At 68.4% G+C, this 16,625-nt stretch carries 15 protein-coding genes and 1 tRNA gene; 6 read left to right on the forward strand and 10 right to left on the reverse strand.

Annotation, left to right across the window (positions count from 1 at the left end; all coding sequences use genetic code 11):
• Positions 1-40 precede the first annotated feature (40 nt).
• The 3 genes from add to B3S45_RS06355 form a co-directional block, all read right to left on the reverse strand.
• A complete protein-coding gene (add, locus tag B3S45_RS06345) occupies positions 41-1,141 on the reverse strand; it encodes an adenosine deaminase (RefSeq protein ID WP_194384391.1) in 1,101 nt (366 codons plus the stop codon).
• Positions 1,142-1,386: 245 nt separating this feature from the next.
• The gene (locus B3S45_RS06350) at positions 1,387-2,139 is read right to left on the reverse strand and encodes a GntR family transcriptional regulator (protein ID WP_194384392.1); all 753 of its coding nucleotides are present in this window, start codon (positions 2,137-2,139) and stop codon (positions 1,387-1,389) included.
• Positions 2,136-2,609, reverse strand: a complete 474-nt coding sequence (locus tag B3S45_RS06355) for a PPC domain-containing DNA-binding protein (RefSeq protein ID WP_071045113.1) — start codon at positions 2,607-2,609, stop codon at positions 2,136-2,138. The genes B3S45_RS06350 and B3S45_RS06355 overlap by 4 nt, the downstream gene beginning before the upstream one ends.
• Before the next feature lie 209 nt (positions 2,610-2,818).
• Between B3S45_RS06355 and B3S45_RS06360 the strand changes: the two genes are divergently transcribed.
• From B3S45_RS06360 to B3S45_RS06380, 5 genes are read left to right on the forward strand one after another with little or no spacing between them, the layout of a single operon-like run.
• Positions 2,819-4,024 carry an amidohydrolase family protein gene (locus B3S45_RS06360; RefSeq protein WP_286718150.1) on the forward strand — a complete coding sequence of 402 codons (1,206 nt, stop codon included), beginning with the start codon at positions 2,819-2,821 and terminating at the stop codon, positions 4,022-4,024.
• Between the two features lie 40 nt (positions 4,025-4,064).
• A complete protein-coding gene (locus B3S45_RS06365; RefSeq protein WP_194384394.1) occupies positions 4,065-5,669 on the forward strand; it encodes an ABC transporter substrate-binding protein in 1,605 nt (534 codons plus the stop codon).
• The gene (locus tag B3S45_RS06370; RefSeq protein ID WP_194384395.1) at positions 5,669-6,811 is read left to right on the forward strand and encodes an ABC transporter permease; all 1,143 of its coding nucleotides are present in this window, start codon (positions 5,669-5,671) and stop codon (positions 6,809-6,811) included. The genes B3S45_RS06365 and B3S45_RS06370 overlap by 1 nt, the downstream gene beginning before the upstream one ends.
• Positions 6,808-7,605 (forward strand): ABC transporter permease, encoded by a 798-nt coding sequence (locus B3S45_RS06375; RefSeq protein WP_194384396.1) that lies wholly within the window; start codon positions 6,808-6,810, stop codon positions 7,603-7,605. The genes B3S45_RS06370 and B3S45_RS06375 overlap by 4 nt, the downstream gene beginning before the upstream one ends.
• Entirely contained in the window at positions 7,602-9,221 is a 1,620-nt protein-coding gene (locus B3S45_RS06380) for a dipeptide ABC transporter ATP-binding protein (protein WP_194384397.1), read from the forward strand. The genes B3S45_RS06375 and B3S45_RS06380 overlap by 4 nt, the downstream gene beginning before the upstream one ends.
• An 86-nt stretch (positions 9,222-9,307) precedes the next feature.
• On the opposite strand, the gene B3S45_RS06385 is transcribed toward B3S45_RS06380, so the two are convergent.
• A complete protein-coding gene (locus B3S45_RS06385) occupies positions 9,308-10,258 on the reverse strand; it encodes an L-lactate dehydrogenase (RefSeq protein WP_194384398.1) in 951 nt (316 codons plus the stop codon).
• A 136-nt stretch (positions 10,259-10,394) separates the two neighbouring features.
• Between B3S45_RS06385 and B3S45_RS06390 the strand changes: the two genes are divergently transcribed.
• Positions 10,395-10,484 (forward strand) — tRNA-Ser (locus B3S45_RS06390).
• Between the two features lie 211 nt (positions 10,485-10,695).
• Here B3S45_RS06390 and B3S45_RS06395 read toward each other — a convergent pair.
• The 6 genes from B3S45_RS06395 to B3S45_RS06420 form a co-directional block, all read right to left on the reverse strand.
• Positions 10,696-11,166 (reverse strand): hypothetical protein, encoded by a 471-nt coding sequence (locus tag B3S45_RS06395; RefSeq protein WP_286718154.1) that lies wholly within the window; start codon positions 11,164-11,166, stop codon positions 10,696-10,698.
• 298 nt (positions 11,167-11,464) lie between these two features.
• The gene (locus B3S45_RS06400) at positions 11,465-13,597 is read right to left on the reverse strand and encodes a heavy metal translocating P-type ATPase (protein WP_286718156.1); all 2,133 of its coding nucleotides are present in this window, start codon (positions 13,595-13,597) and stop codon (positions 11,465-11,467) included.
• A 54-nt stretch (positions 13,598-13,651) separates the two neighbouring features.
• Positions 13,652-14,248 (reverse strand): DUF305 domain-containing protein, encoded by a 597-nt coding sequence (locus B3S45_RS06405; protein ID WP_286718157.1) that lies wholly within the window; start codon positions 14,246-14,248, stop codon positions 13,652-13,654.
• 123 nt (positions 14,249-14,371) lie between these two features.
• Entirely contained in the window at positions 14,372-15,100 is a 729-nt protein-coding gene (locus tag B3S45_RS06410; protein ID WP_286718159.1) for a sialidase family protein, read from the reverse strand.
• Positions 15,101-15,280: 180 nt separating this feature from the next.
• Positions 15,281-15,859 (reverse strand): DUF305 domain-containing protein, encoded by a 579-nt coding sequence (locus B3S45_RS06415; RefSeq protein WP_286718162.1) that lies wholly within the window; start codon positions 15,857-15,859, stop codon positions 15,281-15,283.
• Positions 15,860-15,944: 85 nt separating this feature from the next.
• On the reverse strand, positions 15,945-16,355 hold the full coding sequence (locus B3S45_RS06420; protein WP_286718165.1) for a DUF6153 family protein: 411 nt from the start codon (positions 16,353-16,355) through the stop codon (positions 15,945-15,947).
• Positions 16,356-16,625: the final 270 nt, after the last annotated feature.

The following is a 16,625-nucleotide window of genomic DNA, read 5'->3' on the forward strand; positions in this document are numbered from 1 at the left end:
GTCGCGGGGGGTCGACACGATGGCGACAGCCGGCTCGGGGTCACCGGAGTGCGGCGCTCACGGTCAGCAGCTCGGTGGTGAGATCACGCTTGAGATCGACGTCGGCGAAGGACGCGTCGATCGAGCGCTGGGCGAAGCCGACCATGTCGGCGAGGTCGAATCCGAAGCGGTCGGCGGTCACGGCCCAATCGACGTCGAGGGTCGTGCCGAGCGGGGCGGGGTCGTCGGTGTTCAGGGTGACGAGCACGCCGGCATCGACGAGACGCCGGATGGGATGCGACGCCCAGTCGGGGTAGATGCCGAGCGTCACGTTCGATCGGGGGCAGACGCCGAGGCTGATGCGGTCATCGATCAGTCGTGCGAGGAGGGCGTCGTCCTCGATGGCGCGCACGCCGTGGTCGATGCGCTCGGCCTGCAGGAGATCGAGCGCGTCCCACACGCCGTCGGGGCCGCTCGACTCCCCCGCGTGAACGGTGCGGTGGAGCCCTGCGCGCGCGGCGATCCCGAACGCGCCGCGGAACTTCTCGCCCGTGCGACCGGCGACCTTCTCATCCCCGTCGACGGACAGCGCGACCAGCCGGTGTGGGCGGATGGTCGTCAGATCCGTCACGATCGCCTCGGCCTCCGTCGCGCTCTGGGAGCGCAGGAGCGAGTACGCGATCCCCACGCGGCAGAGACCGTCTTGCTCAGCCTCGTCGAATCCGGCCGCGAGTGCGGCCAGGAGGGCCCCTTCGCGGCCCCGCCACGCATTCCAATGCGTCGGGTTCACGATCACGTCGCTGTAGCGCACGCCGGCTGCCGTCTGCCGGGCGGCGAAGGCGTAGGCGACGCGAGCGGCCTGCTGCGGCGTGCGCACGAGGCCGCACTGCCAGTCGAGGAAGCGGAGGAAGCCCGTGAGGCCCGCCGCTCCGGCGCCGGATCCGCCTCCCGAGGTCTCGTCGGGAGCGGTGTATCCGTCGTGCGTCGAGATGTCGAAGATGGTCGCTGCCGGACCCGGGAGAGGGATGCCGTTCTCCTTCGCGAGCGCGAGCAGGTCGATCAGCGAGAAGGTGCCCTCCAGGTGCACGTGGACTTCCGCCTTGGGCAGCGCTCGGATCTGCTGTTCGTCGATCCGGGGGGCGGTGGAGAGCGGATGCAGCATGACGACCTTTCGGGGGAACGCTGACGACCCTAGCCGAGAAGAAGCACTTGTTGACAAGTGAGAGCCCACGGCGAGAGAACATGTAACACGACGGAAATGCTTGCCTGACTTTCCGGCCGGTGGCGTGCACAGTCGACGAGCAGGTGGCCCGACTTGTCTACAAGAGGACACGTCGTGTGCGCGTCTGGTCGGGCGCCGCGTCGTTGATCAGGCGCCGCGTCGTAGATCAGGCGCCGCGTCGTAGATCAGGCACCGTGCCACGGTGGACGCACGGTGCGAACGATGGAGTACGACGCGATCGCGGGGTTGTGGTACTCGAGGCTGTACATCAGGCGGCGTCCGCTCGCGCCGACGCCGACGAGCTCGAAGGTCATGACCGGCGTGCCCGGCGGCAGCGCGAAGATCGACGCCATCTCGACATCGAGCAGGGCGACGCCCGGCGTGCTGACCTCCCAGATCACCGGCTCGCCCCACACGCGCCGGGCGAGGTCGAAGATCGACTCGCCCTCGCGCGTCTCTGTGTCATCCTTCAGCGGCACGACGTCGTCGGCGACCATCGCGATGGCATCGTCGGCGTGCCACCGCTTGCGCGCGCACATCGCCGGCATCGCTGCGGGGTACTCCATGAGGGCCGCGGCCTGCGGGGGCAGGGTGGATGCTCCGGAGCTCAGCACCTCGACGCGGGCGCGGTAACCGAGGCGGTCGAGCAGATCGGTGTGCTCGAACTGCTCCTCGAGGCGCACGCTGAGGCGCAGGGCCACGGGATCGACGGTCGTGACGGTCCCCTGGCGGCGCCTGACGATGCCCTGCGCCTCGAGGGACGACATCGCGTTGCGCAGCTGCTGGCGCGTGCAGCCGAGGCGCGCGGTCAGCTCGAGCTCTCCGGGCAGCGGGGCGCCGCTGTCGGCGGCCTCGCGCACGAAGCGCAGCAGCTCGTGCTGCACGCGTAGCGCGGCACGGTCGCCATGGGACGAGGGCAGAGGGAGCGAGGTGGTCATCGTGATCCCTCCGTCTCTGCAGCGAAGCCGAGGGTCGCGAGGCCGAAGGCGGCCGGGGTCGCGGTGCGCGTCATGCGGGGGTGCAGGATCTCGTCGATGACGATCTCGACGACGTAGTGCGCTTCGGCTGCGAGCACGTGTCCGGCGAAGCCGCGTGCTCCGGAGTCCTTGCGGCCGACGGCGAGGTGCACGTGCACGGCTGGTCCGTCGTCGTCGGAGGTGATCGTTCCGGAGCCGATGCCCTCGGTGTAGGGGATGCGAACGCTCGACGGCAGGGGCGGCTCGGGGTCGGCCGACGGCGTCTGCGCGGCGATGAGCTCGACGTCGCGGAAGGCTCCGCTGAGGGTGACGATGACGCCCTGTGCGATCCTGTACTGCGAGCACGCGTCCGCGATCGACCCCAGGACATCGTCCCCCGGCTCGAGCGAGACCGCGATCCGCCGCCCTGTTTCCAGCGCTGCCGTGCGCATCGTGTTCCCCTCTCGACTCCCGACTTATCGACAAGATCGTCGGTCGGGATGCCCCCAGCTTTCCTCATCGGCCGCAAAATCAGCGTTCTTTGTTTGTTTCCGACCTGTAAAACCTGTCTCGGGACGTAACTTGTTGATCTTTCCGTGATCTTCAGTGGGTAGTGTGACCACTCGTGTGCCGAAGGACGGCAGCAGGAGAGGGGCCCCGCGTGGCGCAGACGGAGAAGCGGATCGCAGCGATCTCACTGTGGGACGGCGACGCCGACCGCGGTGCGCGCTCTCTGTCGTGGCAGGGCGGCGTGATCTCCGACGTGGGCGAGCCCGACTCCGGGGCTGACGCCTCCTACAGCGTGATCCCCGGCCTCGTCGACACGCACGTGCACTTCGACGCCTACGCCGGTTCCGGATCGGTCGACTGGATGACCTGGCCGCTGATCACTCCTGCCGAGGAGCGGTCGCTCCACGTCGTCGCCCACGCCCGTCGCGCGGCTGCTGCGGGCGTGACCACGCTGTGCGACCTCGGCGGGTCGCCGGTGCAGCTGGCCGCCGCGCGCGCTCTCGAGGCCGGGCTCATCCCGGGTCCGCGCATCCGCGTGCACTGCCCGGTGGGGATGACCGCCGGACACGGCGACCTCTTCACGCCGCCCCTCTATCCGCATCGTCCGCCGACCGCGGACTCGCCCGACGAATGCCGCAAACTCGTGCGCCAGTGGGCCCGTTCGGGCACCGACGGAATCAAGATCTACACCAGCGGCGGCGTGCTCTCCGTCGGCGACAAGGTCGGGTGGCGCAACCAGACCGAGGCCGAGATCGCGGCCACCGTCGACGAGGCGCACGCGCTCGGCATGCTCGTCGCCGCGCACGCGCACAACGCGGAGGGCATCGACCTCGCGCTGAAATTCGAGGTCGATTCCATCGAGCACGGCACCGGCATCGAGGAGCGGCACTGGGACACCCTCATCGAGCGGAGCATCCCGGTCGCCCCCACCCTGCTCATCAACGATGCGATCGCCGAACGTCGCTTCCCCGTGAGCGACGAGGCGTGCGAGAAGGCGCAGGCGGTCGTCGCCGAGCGCGACGCGAACTTCGTCGGGGCGGCCGCCGCGGGTGTGCGCTTCGTGCTGGGAACCGACGCCAACGGCGTCATGATCGCCTTCGGCGACCAGCTCGAAGAGATGCGTCTCATGGCGCGCAGCTTCGCCTGGAGCGCCGAGCGCACGCTGCGTGCCGGAACCTCCGACGCCGCGGACGCGATCCGCATGGGCAAGACCACCGGGCGCCTGCTCCCGGGTCTCGGCGCCGACTTCGTCGTCGTCCGCGGTCGCCCGTGGGAGGACATCGACACCCTGACCACCGAGAACATCGTGGCCGTCGTCGCCCGTGGTGAGCTCGTGGCCGGCTCCCTGCCGGACTGACGCACCACCTCCGTAGCCCCCCACTCCGAAGGAGAACCCTGTGATCACCCGAACCCGAACGGCCCGCTGGGTCGTCGCGCCGGCCGGCATCGCCGTCGCGGCGGTCGCCCTGTCGGCCTGCGCCGGCGACGCGGACAGCTCGCCCACCCCCGCCGCCGACGTCGCGCAGGAGGTCGTCTTCGCCATCAAGGAAGACGCCGGCTGCATCGACCCGCAGCAGACCTCGGTCACCACCGCGCTGAACGTCGGCCGCCAGCTCACCGACTCGCTCCTGGACCAGGACCCCGAGACCGGCGAGATCGTGCCGTGGCTCGCCGAGAGCTGGGAGGTGAGCGACGACCTCACGTCGTACACCTTCACCCTCCGCGACGATGTGACCTTCAGCGACGACACCGCGCTCACCAGCGACGTCGTCGCCGCCAACTTCGACGCCATCATCGAACTCGGCGGATCGGCGTCGCTCGCCGGTGCCTACCTCGAGGGCTACACCGGGACCGAGGTCGTCAGCGACACCGAGTTCATCGTCTCGTTCGACACCCCGAACGTCGCGTTCCTGCAGGGTGCGACGACCATGTCGCTCGGCATCCTGTCGGAGGCCTCGGCCACCGCCACCGCCGAAGAGCGGTGCGCCGCCCCGATCGGCTCCGGACCGTTCGTGCTGGACTCCTACGTCGTGAACGACTCGATCGTCATCGACCGCCGCGAGGGCTACGACTGGCCGTCGGAGCTGCGCGGCCACGAGGGCGAGGCCTACCTCGAGACCGTCACGTTCCCGATCATCACCGAGGCGAGCGTGCGCACCGGCGGGCTCTCCTCGGGGGAGTACGACGTCATCCAGGACCTCCCCTACATCGACGAGGCCCGCTTCACCACCGACGAGTACAACCTGTACGCCAAGGCGAACCCTGGCGTGCCCAACGGCTTCGTGGTCAACACCACGCAGGGTCTCATGTCGGACGAGATCGTGCGTCAGGCGATGACCAAGGGTCTCGACCGCGAGCAGATCAACGTCATCGCCGGCTCGGTCAGCGGATCCGCCCCCACGAGCGTGCTGACCTCGTCGACCCCCGGCTTCACCGACCTCGGCGACACCCTCGCCTACGACCCCGAGGGTGCGACCGAGCTCCTCGAGGCCGACGGCTGGGAGCTGGGATCCGACGGGATCTACGAGCGCGACGGCGAGACGCTGACCGTCACGGTCACCGCCTTCTACGCCCAGGACGTGCTCGAAGCCGCCCAGCAGCAGCTGCGCGAGGTCGGCATCGACCTGCAGCTGAACATGGTCACCGCGGGTGACTTCTTCGGCGCCATCGCCACCGGCGACTACGAGATGCTCGGTGCCGGGCTGACCCGCACCGACCCGGACGTGCTCCGCGTGCTGCTGTCGGTCGACTCGCCCTCGCGGTGGGGCATCGTCGAGGACGCCGAGCTCGAGGCGCTGCTCCAGGAGCAGCGCGAGACCGCCGACGTCGACGCACGCCAGGAGATCGTCGACGAGATCCAGCAGATCGTCGCCGAGCGCGCGTACGTCATGCCGACGCTCGAGACCGTGCAGCTGCACGCCTCGCGTGCGGGTGTCGAGGGCATCACCTTCGACTCGGCTTCGCGTCTGAACCTCTACGACGCCGTCGTCACCTCCGACTGATGGCATCGCCGGTGCAGCGCGTGGACGCGAAGGGCAGGAGAGCGAAGGCGGGGACCGCCGCACGGTTCCTGCTTCCCAAGATCGCTCAGGCTCTGTTCGTGGTGTGGGCTTCCTACACCGTGGCATTCCTGCTCATCCACGCGCTGCCCGGCGACCCTGTCCTGGCCGCCCTCGCCGTCCGTGGCGGGGACGCGACCACCACCGATCCCGAGGCGCTCGCCGAGCTGCGTGCCCGCTACGGCCTCGACGGGCCGCTGTGGCAGCAGTACCTCGTCGGGTTCTTCGGAATCTTCCGCGGCGACCTCGGCGTCTCCATCGCGACCGGCCTCCCGGTCACCGACACGATCCTCCGTGTCGCCGGTCCTACGGCGGCACTCGCCGGCTTCGCGCTCGTCGTCGGTTTCCTCATCGCCCTCGGCTTCACCGTCTGGGCCTACGTTGCACGCCCGGCTTGGGTGCGCAACGTCATCGTGCAGATCCCCCCGCTCGGAATCGCCATCCCGGCCTTCCTCACCGGCCTCGTGCTCATCACGGTCTTCTCGTTCGGACTGGGGTGGTTCCCCGCCTCCGGCGCGACCGGATTCGCCAGCGTGGTCCTGCCCGGCATCACCCTGGCCCTGCCGACGGCGGCCATCTTCTTCCAGGTCTTCTCCGCCGCGGTGTTCGACGCGGGGGCGAGCCCCTTCGTCTTCACCGCCAACGCCAAGGGGCTGTCGCAGTCCACGGTCGTCTTCCGGCACGTGCTCCGCAACGCGATGCTCCCCGCCATCACGATCATCGGCCTGCAGGTCGGGTACCTCGCCGGAGGCACCGCGGTGGTCGAGACCGTCTTCTCGCGCGACGGCATCGGTCGACTCACCGTCGATGCCGTCCTCGCCCGAGACATCAACGTGCTGATGGGCGTCGTGGTCGTGGTCGCGAGCGTCTACGCGGTGGTCACCCTCGTCGTCGACGCGCTCTACGGCGTGATCGATCCGCGCACGCGCACGCAGGTGGTCGGCGCGCGCCCGGCTGCCGAAGCGCCCGTCGACGGTGATCCTGTCGCCTCGACGTTCGGCGGCTCGGCCCCCGTCCCCGCGGCATTCGGTGGGCCCGCCGGTGATCCGGCGAGGTCGGAGGATGAGACGGGGGCGCGCTCATGAGGATCCTCCGCTACCCCGGCATGGTCGTCTCGATCCTGCTCCTCGCCCTGACCGCGCTGGCCGTGGCAGCACCTGCACTCCTCGCCCCCTACGACCCGTACGAGTCGGTGGGTGCGATGCGGCTCGCACCGCCCAGCTGGGAGCACCTGTTCGGCACGGATCATCTCGCCCGCGATGTCTTCTCCCGCGTCGTCTACGGCGCCCGGCTGTCGCTGTCGGCCGCGGGGCTGGCGGTCGTCGCCGGCGTGACGCTCGGTGCGATCATCGGCCTGATCACCGGTTACCTGCGCGGTGTCGTCGATGCGGTCGTCATGCGCTTCGTCGACGTCGTGATCGCGATCCCCGGCATCCTCCTGGCCCTCATCGTGGTCGCCTCGCTCGGCTTCGGACCCGTTGCGGTGGGACTGGGCGTCGGCCTGGGGACCTCCGGGGCCTTCGCCCGCGTCATGCGCGCTCAGGTGATCCGGGTACGTGCAGAGGAGTACATCGAAGCGGCGCGCACCCTGGGGGTGCGGGGGCCGACGATCCTCGTACGCCACGTGCTGCCGAATGCCGCCCGTCCGATCATCTCGATGGCCGCGCTCGAGCTCGCCGTCGCGATCCTCGCCGTTTCGGCGCTGAGCTTCCTCGGCTTCGGCGCGCAGCCGCCCGCACCGGAGTGGGGAGCGCTCGTCTCGGCGGGTCGTGACTTCGTGGCGATCGCGCCGTGGCTGAGCATCCTCCCGGGTGTGGTCATCTTGGTGGTCGTGCTCGCCGTGAACCGCATCGCCCGCTACATCGGAGGAGAGCGATGAGCCCCGAACCTCTGCTCTCTGTCCGAGGCCTGCGCGTCGACTACGCGACACCCACCGGTGTGAATCCCGCTCTGCGGGGCGTCGATCTGGACATCGCCCGCGGCGAAGTCGTCGCGGTGGTCGGTGAATCCGGATCGGGCAAGAGCACCATCGCGCATGCGCTGGTGCGGCTTCTTCCGCAGGAGGCGACGATCGTCGGCGGCGACATCCGCTTCGACGACGTCGACATCATGTCGCTGTCCCAGCGGGCTCTCCGTCGCGTCCGCGGCGCTCGGATCGGGTTCGTCCCGCAGGATCCTTCGCACAGCCTGAATCCCGTGCTGCGCATCGGCGAGCAGATCGCCGAGGTCATTCGTCGTCACGGGGGTCTCACGCCGCCCGCCGCCGCGGCACGGGCGATCGAGATCCTCGATGAGGTCGGCGTGCCCGAACCCGCCCAGCGTGCCCGGCAGTACCCGCACGAGCTCTCCGGCGGTCTTCGGCAGCGGGTGCTCATCGGCATCGCGTGGGCGTGCAACCCCGAGCTCGTCATCGCCGACGAACCCACCAGCGCCCTGGATGCCACCGTGCAGCGGCACGTGCTGGACCGCATGCAGAAGATGCGCGAGGCGCACGGCACGTCGGTGCTGCTGGTCACCCATGACCTCGGGGTCGCCGCCGACCGTGCGGACCGGATCGTCGTGGTCAACAAGGGGGAGATCGTCGAGCGCGGCACCTCCGCCGAGGTCCTCGCCGACCCGACCCACGAGTACACCCGTCGCCTCGTCGCCGCCGCTCCCGGCCTGCGCAGTCACCGGCTCGAGCCGACATCGGGCGCCCGACGGGCGGCCGATGCGGTGGAGCCGTTCCTGCGCGTGGCGGGACTGTCGAAGACGTACGGATCGTCGGCCGCTCCGATCGTCGCCGCCGACGCTCTGGACTTCTCCATCGCGCGGGGAACGACCTTCGCGATCGTCGGCGAGTCCGGGTCGGGGAAGAGCACGACGGCGCGCATGGTCGCGAGGATCGTGGATGCGGATGCCGGGACGGTGCTCTTCGACGGGGCCGACATCACCCGGCTGCGGGGCGCGGCGCTTCGACAGCTGCGCCGTCGTCTGCAGGTCGTCTACCAGAACCCCTTCGGCTCCCTCGATCCGCGCATGAAGATCGGGGCGATCATCGACGAGCCGCTCCGTGCGTTCGGGATGGGATCGCGTGCCCAGCGCGCAACCGCCGTGCGTGATCTCATGGCCGACGTGCGACTCGACCCCGCCCTCGCCGACCGGCGGCCCGCCCAGCTCTCGGGCGGTCAGCGTCAGCGGGTCGCGATCGCGCGGGCCCTCGCCCTGCGGCCCGAGATGATCATCCTCGACGAGCCGGTCTCGGCGCTCGATGTCTCGGTGCAGGAGCAGGTGCTGCAGTTGCTGGTGGATCTGCAAGCCGAGCACGGTCTGACGTACCTGTTCATCTCGCACGACCTCGGCGTCATCCGGCAGATCTCCGACGAGGTCGCGGTGATGCGTCGCGGGGTCATCCTCGAGCAGGGCACGGCGGAGCACATCTTCGCCGATCCCCGGCACGACTACACCCGTGAGCTGCTGAGCGCGATCCCCGGCGGCGGGGTCTCCGCGGGCTGAGGGCGGTCAGCGGCACACGGAGCACCGGATGCCGCACCGCCGGCGGGAGTGCAGACCTCGTCGCGGCACGGCATCCGGGAGTGTGATCAGCGCAGCGACGACGCCACGTCGCGAAGCGCTTCGGCGGAACGGTGGAACAGCTCGAGTTCGTTCGGCGCGAACGTCGTCTCGCGGATGGGGCGCGCACCGGATGCGCTCACGACGGACGGAACCGACAGGGCGACCCCGTCGACGCCGTGGAAGTCGTGCAGGACGGGGGAGACGGGCATGACGGCGTGCTCGTCGTTGAGGATCGCCTCGACGATGCGGGCGCTGGACAGGCCGATGGCGTAGTTGGTGGCGCCCTTGCCCTGGATCACCTTATAGGCGGCGTTTCGCACGTCGTCGGCGATCTGGTCGAGTTCGTCGACGGTCATCTTGTCGCCACGAGGGGTGACCCAGTCGAGGATCGGCACCGTGCCGATGGTGGCCTTCGACCACAGCGGGAACTCGGTGTCACCGTGCTCGCCGACGATATAGGCGTGGACGCTCGACCGCGAGACCCCCGCGCGCTCGGCGAGCTTCCAGCGCAGGCGCGAGGTGTCGAGAACGGTGCCGGAGGCGAACAATCGCTCGGACGGGAGCCCCGTGGACTCCTGCGCGAGCACCGTGAGCACGTCGCACGGGTTGGTGACGACGACATAGACGGCGTCGGGGGCGACCTCGAGCAGCTGCGGCATCATCTTCTGCATGATCCCGGCGTTCACGCCGGCGAGCTCGATGCGCGTCTGGCCGGGGTTCTGCTTGGCGCCCGCGGTGATCACGACGACCTGGGAGCCCTCGACCACGGAGACGTCGTCGGAGCCGACGATGTCGCTCGAGCCGGTGAACTGCGTGCCGTGGGCGAGGTCGAGCACTTCCGCTTCGACCTTGGCGGCGTTGATGTCGTAGAGGGCGACGTGTCGGGCGGACCCTCGGATGAGGGCCGCGTAGGCCGTGCTCGCACCGACACTGCCCGCGCCGACGACGGTGAGTTTCGAGTTCTCGATCACGCTCATGAGGCCAGTATGGCGGGGCTCGGTGAGCGGTGGGGAGGGGGTCTCTCGACATCGAAGCAAGCCGTCGTTGCCCGCGGGACCGGTCGCTCGCCGGCTCGATTGGCCAGTGAGGTGAACCTGTCGTAAACTGGTCGGCGGTGACGTGTCCGAGCGGCCGAAGGTGCAACACTCGAAATGTTGTGTAGGTTCACCCCTACCGTGGGTTCAAATCCCACCGTCACCGCCAGAAAAACCCCCGTTTATCGGGGGTGTTTTCTTGCCCAAGCGGGCTCGTGAGAAGGAAGTGAGACAGATCGATCGCGGCGAACGGCCGAACGAGCGGAATTCGGACACGCGCCGACGGACGCTCGCATGGTCGATTCACGCTGAATCCTCGGGCCGGATGCCGGCGCGCTGCTCGATGCCTGCCGCAGCGGCGACCACCTGCCGTGAGGCATTCACCCACCGTCATCGCTGCCTGCCTTTCCTCTCTCGAGGGGGCAGCGTTGACGCTCGCTCTCGCGAATCACGCTCTGGATACTCGTTGCGAAGGCCTCGGCGAACGGCCGTCGCGAATCGGCGTGAAGGTGTTCGGCCGGACACCGACGCTGCGGTTCCTGCTGCTCACGAACGTCGTCGTCGCCACCGGCACCGCGATCGTTCTCGTGAACTTCGTCGTTTACGCGCACGCGGTGTTCGGTCTCGGTGAAGACGCTCTCGCGGTGGCGCTCGCCTGCTACGGGGTCGGATCCCTGGTCGTCGCCGTAAACATCCCGCGGCTGGTCAGCAAGCTCGGCGTGATCCACACGATGACCGCCGGCGCGAACGTCATCGTCGCAGGTCTGGCGATGGCGGTCATCGTCACCGCGGTCGCCACAACCACCGGGGCCGGATGGTACGTGCCTGGCCACATGGGTGCTGCTGGGCATGGGTACCTCGCTGGTGAACACTCCCTCATCCCGGCTGCTCGCGGACGCATCCACGCCCGCGAATCGGAACCTCGTCTACACAGCCCAGTTCGCGCTTTCTCACGCCAGCTTCCTGGATCACCTACCCGGTTGCGGGATGGCTTGGAGCCGCGAACCTCATCAGTTCCGCCGCCGTGCTTCTGCTCATCGCTGCCTTCGCGGGAGTGGTTGCGGTGGTGTTCCCGCGCACCCACGGCCTGGGTGAGAACCACCGGAGAAGCGGCCGCTGACCATCGCCGGTCGTCGTCATGGGTGAGAGTCAGTCCTTGCCGTCACGGAGGATGTGGCGGGCGCTGTTGTCGGGGGTGAGGTCGAGGCGTCGTAAGAGTTGCGCGTTGGCGGCGACGATGATGGTCGACAGGGACATGAGGATCGCGCCGACGGACATCGGCAGGACGAACCCGATGGGGGCGAGGATTCCCGCGGCGAGGGGGACGGAGATGAGGTTGTAGCCGGCGGCCCACCAGAGGTTCTGTGTCATCTTGCGGTAGGTGCGGCGGGACAGTTCGAGGACGGAGAGGACCGAGCGGGGGTCGGAGCTGGCGAGGATGACGCCGGCGGAGGCGATGGCGACGTCGGTGCCGGCTCCGATGGCGATGCCGACGTCTGCTTTGGCGAGGGCGGGGGCGTCGTTGACGCCGTCGCCGATCATCGCGACCTTGCGGCCCTCGCGCTGGAGCTCGGCGACCTTTTCCGACTTGTCGTCGGGTCGGACTCCGGCGAACACCTGGTCGATGCCGAGCTCTCGAGCGACGGCGCGGGCGACGGGTTCGGCATCTCCGGTGATCATGGCGACGTGGATGCCGAGGGCGTGGAGGGCGTCGACGGCGTCGCGGGACTCGGGGCGGATCTCGTCGGCGAGCTTGAACGCGCCGGCGATGTGCCCGTCGATCGCGAGGTGGAGGATGATCGCGCCGTCGTCGCGCCATCCGTCGAGGTCGGGCATCTCCTTCTCGGCCAGGGACTCGACGAGGCGGGGCCCGCCGACGCGGACCTCGTCGCCCTTCACCGTGGCGGTGACGCCGAGGGAGGGCTCGGAGGTGAAGCCCGTCGCTCTCGGGACGGTGAGCGATCGGTCGGCGGCGGCCCGGACGATGGCCCGGGCGAGCGGGTGCTCGCTGTCGGACTCGGCCGCGGCGGCAAGGGCGAGGAGGTCGTCGGGGGAGTGGTCGCCGGCCGTCGCGATGTCGGTGACGGTCGGTTCGCCCTTCGTGAGGGTGCCGGTCTTGTCGAAGAGGACCGCATCGATCGTGCGCATGCTCTCCAGGGCGAGGCGGTCCTTGATGAGCACGCCGCCTCGGGCGGCGCGTTCGGTGGCGATGGAGACCACGAGGGGGATCGCGAGGCCGAGTGCGTGCGGGCAGGCGATGACGAGAACGGTGATGGTGCGGATCACGGCGGCATCCGGATTGCCGACTAGGGACCAGACGATCGCGGTGATGACGGCGGATCCCAGCGCGAACCAGAACAGCCAGGCCGCGGCTCGGTCGGCGATGCGCTGGGCGCGGGAGGTGGAGTTCTGTGCGTCGGTGACCAGGCGCTGGATCCCCGCGAGAGCGGTGTCGTCCCCGATCGCGGTGACCTCGACGCGGATGCCGGAGTCGGTCGCGACGGTCCCCGCCGTGACGGTGTCGCCGATCTCGCGACGAACCGGCTTGGATTCCCCCGTGATCATCGACTCGTCCAGGTGCGCGTGACCCTCCGTGATGGTGCCGTCGGCGGGGACGCTGCCGCCGGGGCGGACGATGACGATGTCGCCGACCTCCAGATCGGCGGGGGAGACGGTGACGGTCTCGTCGCCTTCGGCGCGTTCGGCCTCGTCCGGCAGGAGAGCCGCGAGCGAGTCGAGAGCCGAAGTCGTCTGCGCGAGAGACCGCATCTCCAGCCAGTGCCCGAGGAGCATGATCACGATCAGAAGGGCCAGCTCCCACCAGAACTCCAGCTGGTGATCGAGCAGCCCGATGCTCGCGCCCCACGACGCGAGGAACGCGACGGTGATCGCCAGCCCGATGAGCAGCATCATCCCCGGCGACTTCGCCCGGATCTCGTCGAGCGCGCCAGTCAGGAACGGCCACCCGCCCCACACGTACATGACCGTCCCGAGGACCGGCGCGATCCACATCACCCCGGGGACATCGGGGATCTCGTACCCGACGAGCATCGCGAACATGCTCGAGAACGCCACCACCGGGACAGCGAGGATCAGATTGATCCAGAACAGACGCCGGAACCGCCCGACGTGATCACCATGCCCCTGGTGACCGGAGTGGCCACCGTGCCCCGCGTGGCCACCGTGCCCTGAGTGGCCGTGGTGTTCCTGATGCGGTTCCGCATGGCCGTGATCGGTGGACTGAGCCGTGCCCGTTCCGTGGTGAGCGTCGGTGGATTCCATGGGACCTTCCTTCCGTCTACGCCTGCCAACAAAGTACCCCCAGGGGGTATTCCGCTAATCGGCCGCGCAATCTCGCGCGGCCGCCTCGGAGTAGTCCGGGACGGGCCGCTCCGCTGCTTCAGCAGGGGTTGTGGCGGGTCCGTTTTCGGCGATGTCCTGGATGAGCCAGTCCATCTCGAAGATCTCCCGGCGCTGAGCTTCACTGATCTCCACGGCGAGTTCGCACACGCGAACGTCCTGCAGTTGCGCGCGTTCGGATCGTGTGATCGCAAGGGAGTGATGGGGGATCATTCCCTGCATGAAGTCGGTGTCGTCGACAGTGATCTGGGAGCGGTCGAGGGCGATGCCGCCACCGATGAGCAGCAGGCTTACGCCGATGACGGCGATGTTAGCCTTCCAGTTCTTGTACATGTTCAGCATCCAGGCGAGCATGACCAGACCCATGGTGCCGCCCATGGTGAGGGCCATGAACACTCGGCTTTCGCTGAATCGGATGTGGGACCACTCCCAGGACCCGGCGAACATGACCCAATACATCACGACCATTCCGGTGAGGATCATCGCGGCGAACTTCAGATAGGTCTTCGCGGTCATCTTCGAGCGTGCGTCGGGCTCGTGCCCATCAGTGTTCTGTGAGTTATCAGTGGACATTTCTGAGCCTTTCGTTTCGATGAGGGCAGTGCGGGTGGTCCCGCGGTCGGCAGGTTAGAAGCCGTCCCGGGTTGCTTGCAGGGGCCTTGCAACCCCATGCCCCCTGGGGTATTCGGGTGCGTGTCAGGATGACGGTGAGGGAAGGAGCGTCACGCCGCTGTCGTCGACGATGAGGAGAGCGCCAGTGTCGGTGACCGTGATCGCATGTGGAGTGCCGTGTGCGGTTCCGACCTGCTCCCACGTCGTATCTGTGGCGGAGGAGATCCAGATCCGCTCGGAAGAATCGATGCCGGCGAGGTGGCTGCCGTCCGGGGAGGACCCGACGACGACGAGGAGCGGGGCGCCTTCCCAGGGTGAGAAGGTCGCTCCGCTATCGTCACTGACCATCACTCCGTCGGGAGTGAGAGCCACCAGGCGCCCGGAGGAGTCGGCCGTCAGAGCGAACGCGTGAAGCTGAGCGCCCGTCTCGGTCCACGTGACACCGAGGTCTGCGCTCATCAGCAACGCTGCGGTGTCGGTCGTGGCACCGAACATGGTCCCGTCCGGGGTTCCGGTCAGAGCATGGAAGTCACGTGTCCCGGCGAAAGCGACCGACTGCCAACTGCCGGCAGCGTCGTCGCTTCGGATGATCCCCAGGTGGGGGTCGCCCCATTCGGCCGGGGTGTTGCGTCCGGGATGGCCCGAAGCGAACAGCGAGGTTCCCACGCGGGCGAAACCCATCGCGTCGAAGACCACGGTGCCCTCACGGCCGGACACCTCGCCGTCCGCCGTGACACGGAAGACGCCTTCATGGGTTCCCAGCAGGAATCCCTCTCCCGATGGGTCGACGACCGCGCCATGCACATGCGACACCGTCGCAGCGTGCTCCTCTCCGGTGGTCGGTGGCTCACCGGGCGAGCAGGCGGCAAGAACAACGGCGAGCCCTGCAACGGACACAGCCAGGACACGATGGATACGGCGCATGAGCACCCTTTCGTCAAGACAGCGCAAGGGACCGCTTCCCAGAGCGGTTGCCCCTCAGGGGAGTGGGGCTCAGTAGTCAGTGAGCAGGTCGCGCATGAGAGTGATCTCGTCGGTCTGGTCGACGATGATCTCCTCCGCCAGGACGCGGGCGTCGGGGTTCGATCCCGCTTCGAGCAGAGCCCGGGACATCTGGATCGCGCCCTCGTGATGCACGATCATCTCCTCGAGGAAGACACGTTCCGCGTCCGCCCCAGAGGCATCCTCCAGGGCGGACATGTCCATCTCGGACATCATCATCCCTGCTCCCGGAGTCATCCGGCCCATGTCGCCGAACTCATCCATTCCCCACTCATCGAGCCAGGACTCCATCAACTCGATCTCCGGCTGCTGAGCAGCCCTGATCCCCTCGGCGAGCTCGCGAACCCTGGTGTCGATGCTGTCTTTGCCCAGGAGAACATCACTCATCGCAACGGCCTGCTCGTGATGCGGAATCATCATCATCGCGAACATGACGTCGGCAGATGTGAACGTCTCTGCCGACTGTGTCGGTGTCGGCGCGGTCACCGTGGTGCCGGCCGTGCAGCCCGTCACCGCCAGTGTCGACGCGACCGCCAATGCGCCCATCCAGCGCACACTTCTTCTCTTCATCTCTCTCTCAGTCCTTCGTGTCGTTTCTCTGCACCGCGCTCAGCGAGCGCGACGGAAGCCCGGACAAGTCCGGTGCGAGAAACGATCAAATCCGGCTGATCGACAACTGATGAAGAGACAACGGCACGGGCGCGCGCGTGTGCCTGAGCAGCACGCCGATCCACTGCCGAGAAAGCGAAGCAATACGCAGTCCAAAAAGTTGGGGAGGTGCAAGCCACAGACCCACGGAGAGCAGGGCGAACACGCACATCGCGGCGGCGACCTCATGACCGTCCGGGGCGACGCACCCCGCGCATGCGGGTTCTCCGACAGTCGTCGGCTCGGCAGTGTGATGGCTCACCACTGTTGCCGCAATCGGAACCTGGTCGGTCGCAGGCGCGGACACGCCGGAATGCATCGCGAAGACGCCGAACGCGATCGCCACCGCAAGGATGACACGCCACAGCCATCGCAGCGTGACGCTCGCGCCCTCGCTGTGTCCGGCCACGATGATCACCTCGCTCTACCGGAGATGATACCCCTCCCCGGTATCCCGGGGGGAGGCCATGAACACCATCGAACGCAAATGGCCCGCAGTTGTCGGGCGCCGTTCCTCGCCAGCGCCGCAACTGCGACGTTTGGTGCCGCGCGCCGCGATGGAGCTCAATGGCGCTGACCTTCTACTGGTCGCTCCAGGGTCTCACCCGGTGACATGCCGGGGCCGGTGCTCCGGGACCCGTAGTGCTGTAGGGCTTGATCGCTACAGTCGGCTCATGAGTTTCCGGCT

The sequence above is a fragment of the Microbacterium sp. UBA1612 genome, assembly GCF_002321605.1.
In the GTDB taxonomy this organism is placed as follows: Bacteria; Actinomycetota; Actinomycetes; order Actinomycetales; family Microbacteriaceae; genus Microbacterium; species Microbacterium luteum.

Coding starts and splice junctions, on each gene's coding strand:
- add (WP_194384391.1), bottom strand. CDS start 1,141: ATGCTGCATCCGCTCTCCACCGCCCCCCGGATCGACGAACAGCAGATC.
- B3S45_RS06350 (WP_194384392.1), bottom strand. CDS start 2,139: ATGACCACCTCGCTCCCTCTGCCCTCGTCCCATGGCGACCGTGCCGCG.
- B3S45_RS06355 (WP_071045113.1), bottom strand. CDS start 2,609: ATGCGCACGGCAGCGCTGGAAACAGGGCGGCGGATCGCGGTCTCGCTC.
- B3S45_RS06370 (WP_194384395.1), top strand. CDS start 5,669: ATGGCATCGCCGGTGCAGCGCGTGGACGCGAAGGGCAGGAGAGCGAAG.
- B3S45_RS06375 (WP_194384396.1), top strand. CDS start 6,808: ATGAGGATCCTCCGCTACCCCGGCATGGTCGTCTCGATCCTGCTCCTC.
- B3S45_RS06380 (WP_194384397.1), top strand. CDS start 7,602: ATGAGCCCCGAACCTCTGCTCTCTGTCCGAGGCCTGCGCGTCGACTAC.
- B3S45_RS06385 (WP_194384398.1), bottom strand. CDS start 10,258: ATGAGCGTGATCGAGAACTCGAAACTCACCGTCGTCGGCGCGGGCAGT.
- B3S45_RS06395 (WP_286718154.1), bottom strand. CDS start 11,166: ATGCCCAGCAGCACCCATGTGGCCAGGCACGTACCATCCGGCCCCGGT.
- B3S45_RS06400 (WP_286718156.1), bottom strand. CDS start 13,597: ATGGAATCCACCGACGCTCACCACGGAACGGGCACGGCTCAGTCCACC.
- B3S45_RS06405 (WP_286718157.1), bottom strand. CDS start 14,248: ATGTCCACTGATAACTCACAGAACACTGATGGGCACGAGCCCGACGCA.
- B3S45_RS06415 (WP_286718162.1), bottom strand. CDS start 15,859: ATGAAGAGAAGAAGTGTGCGCTGGATGGGCGCATTGGCGGTCGCGTCG.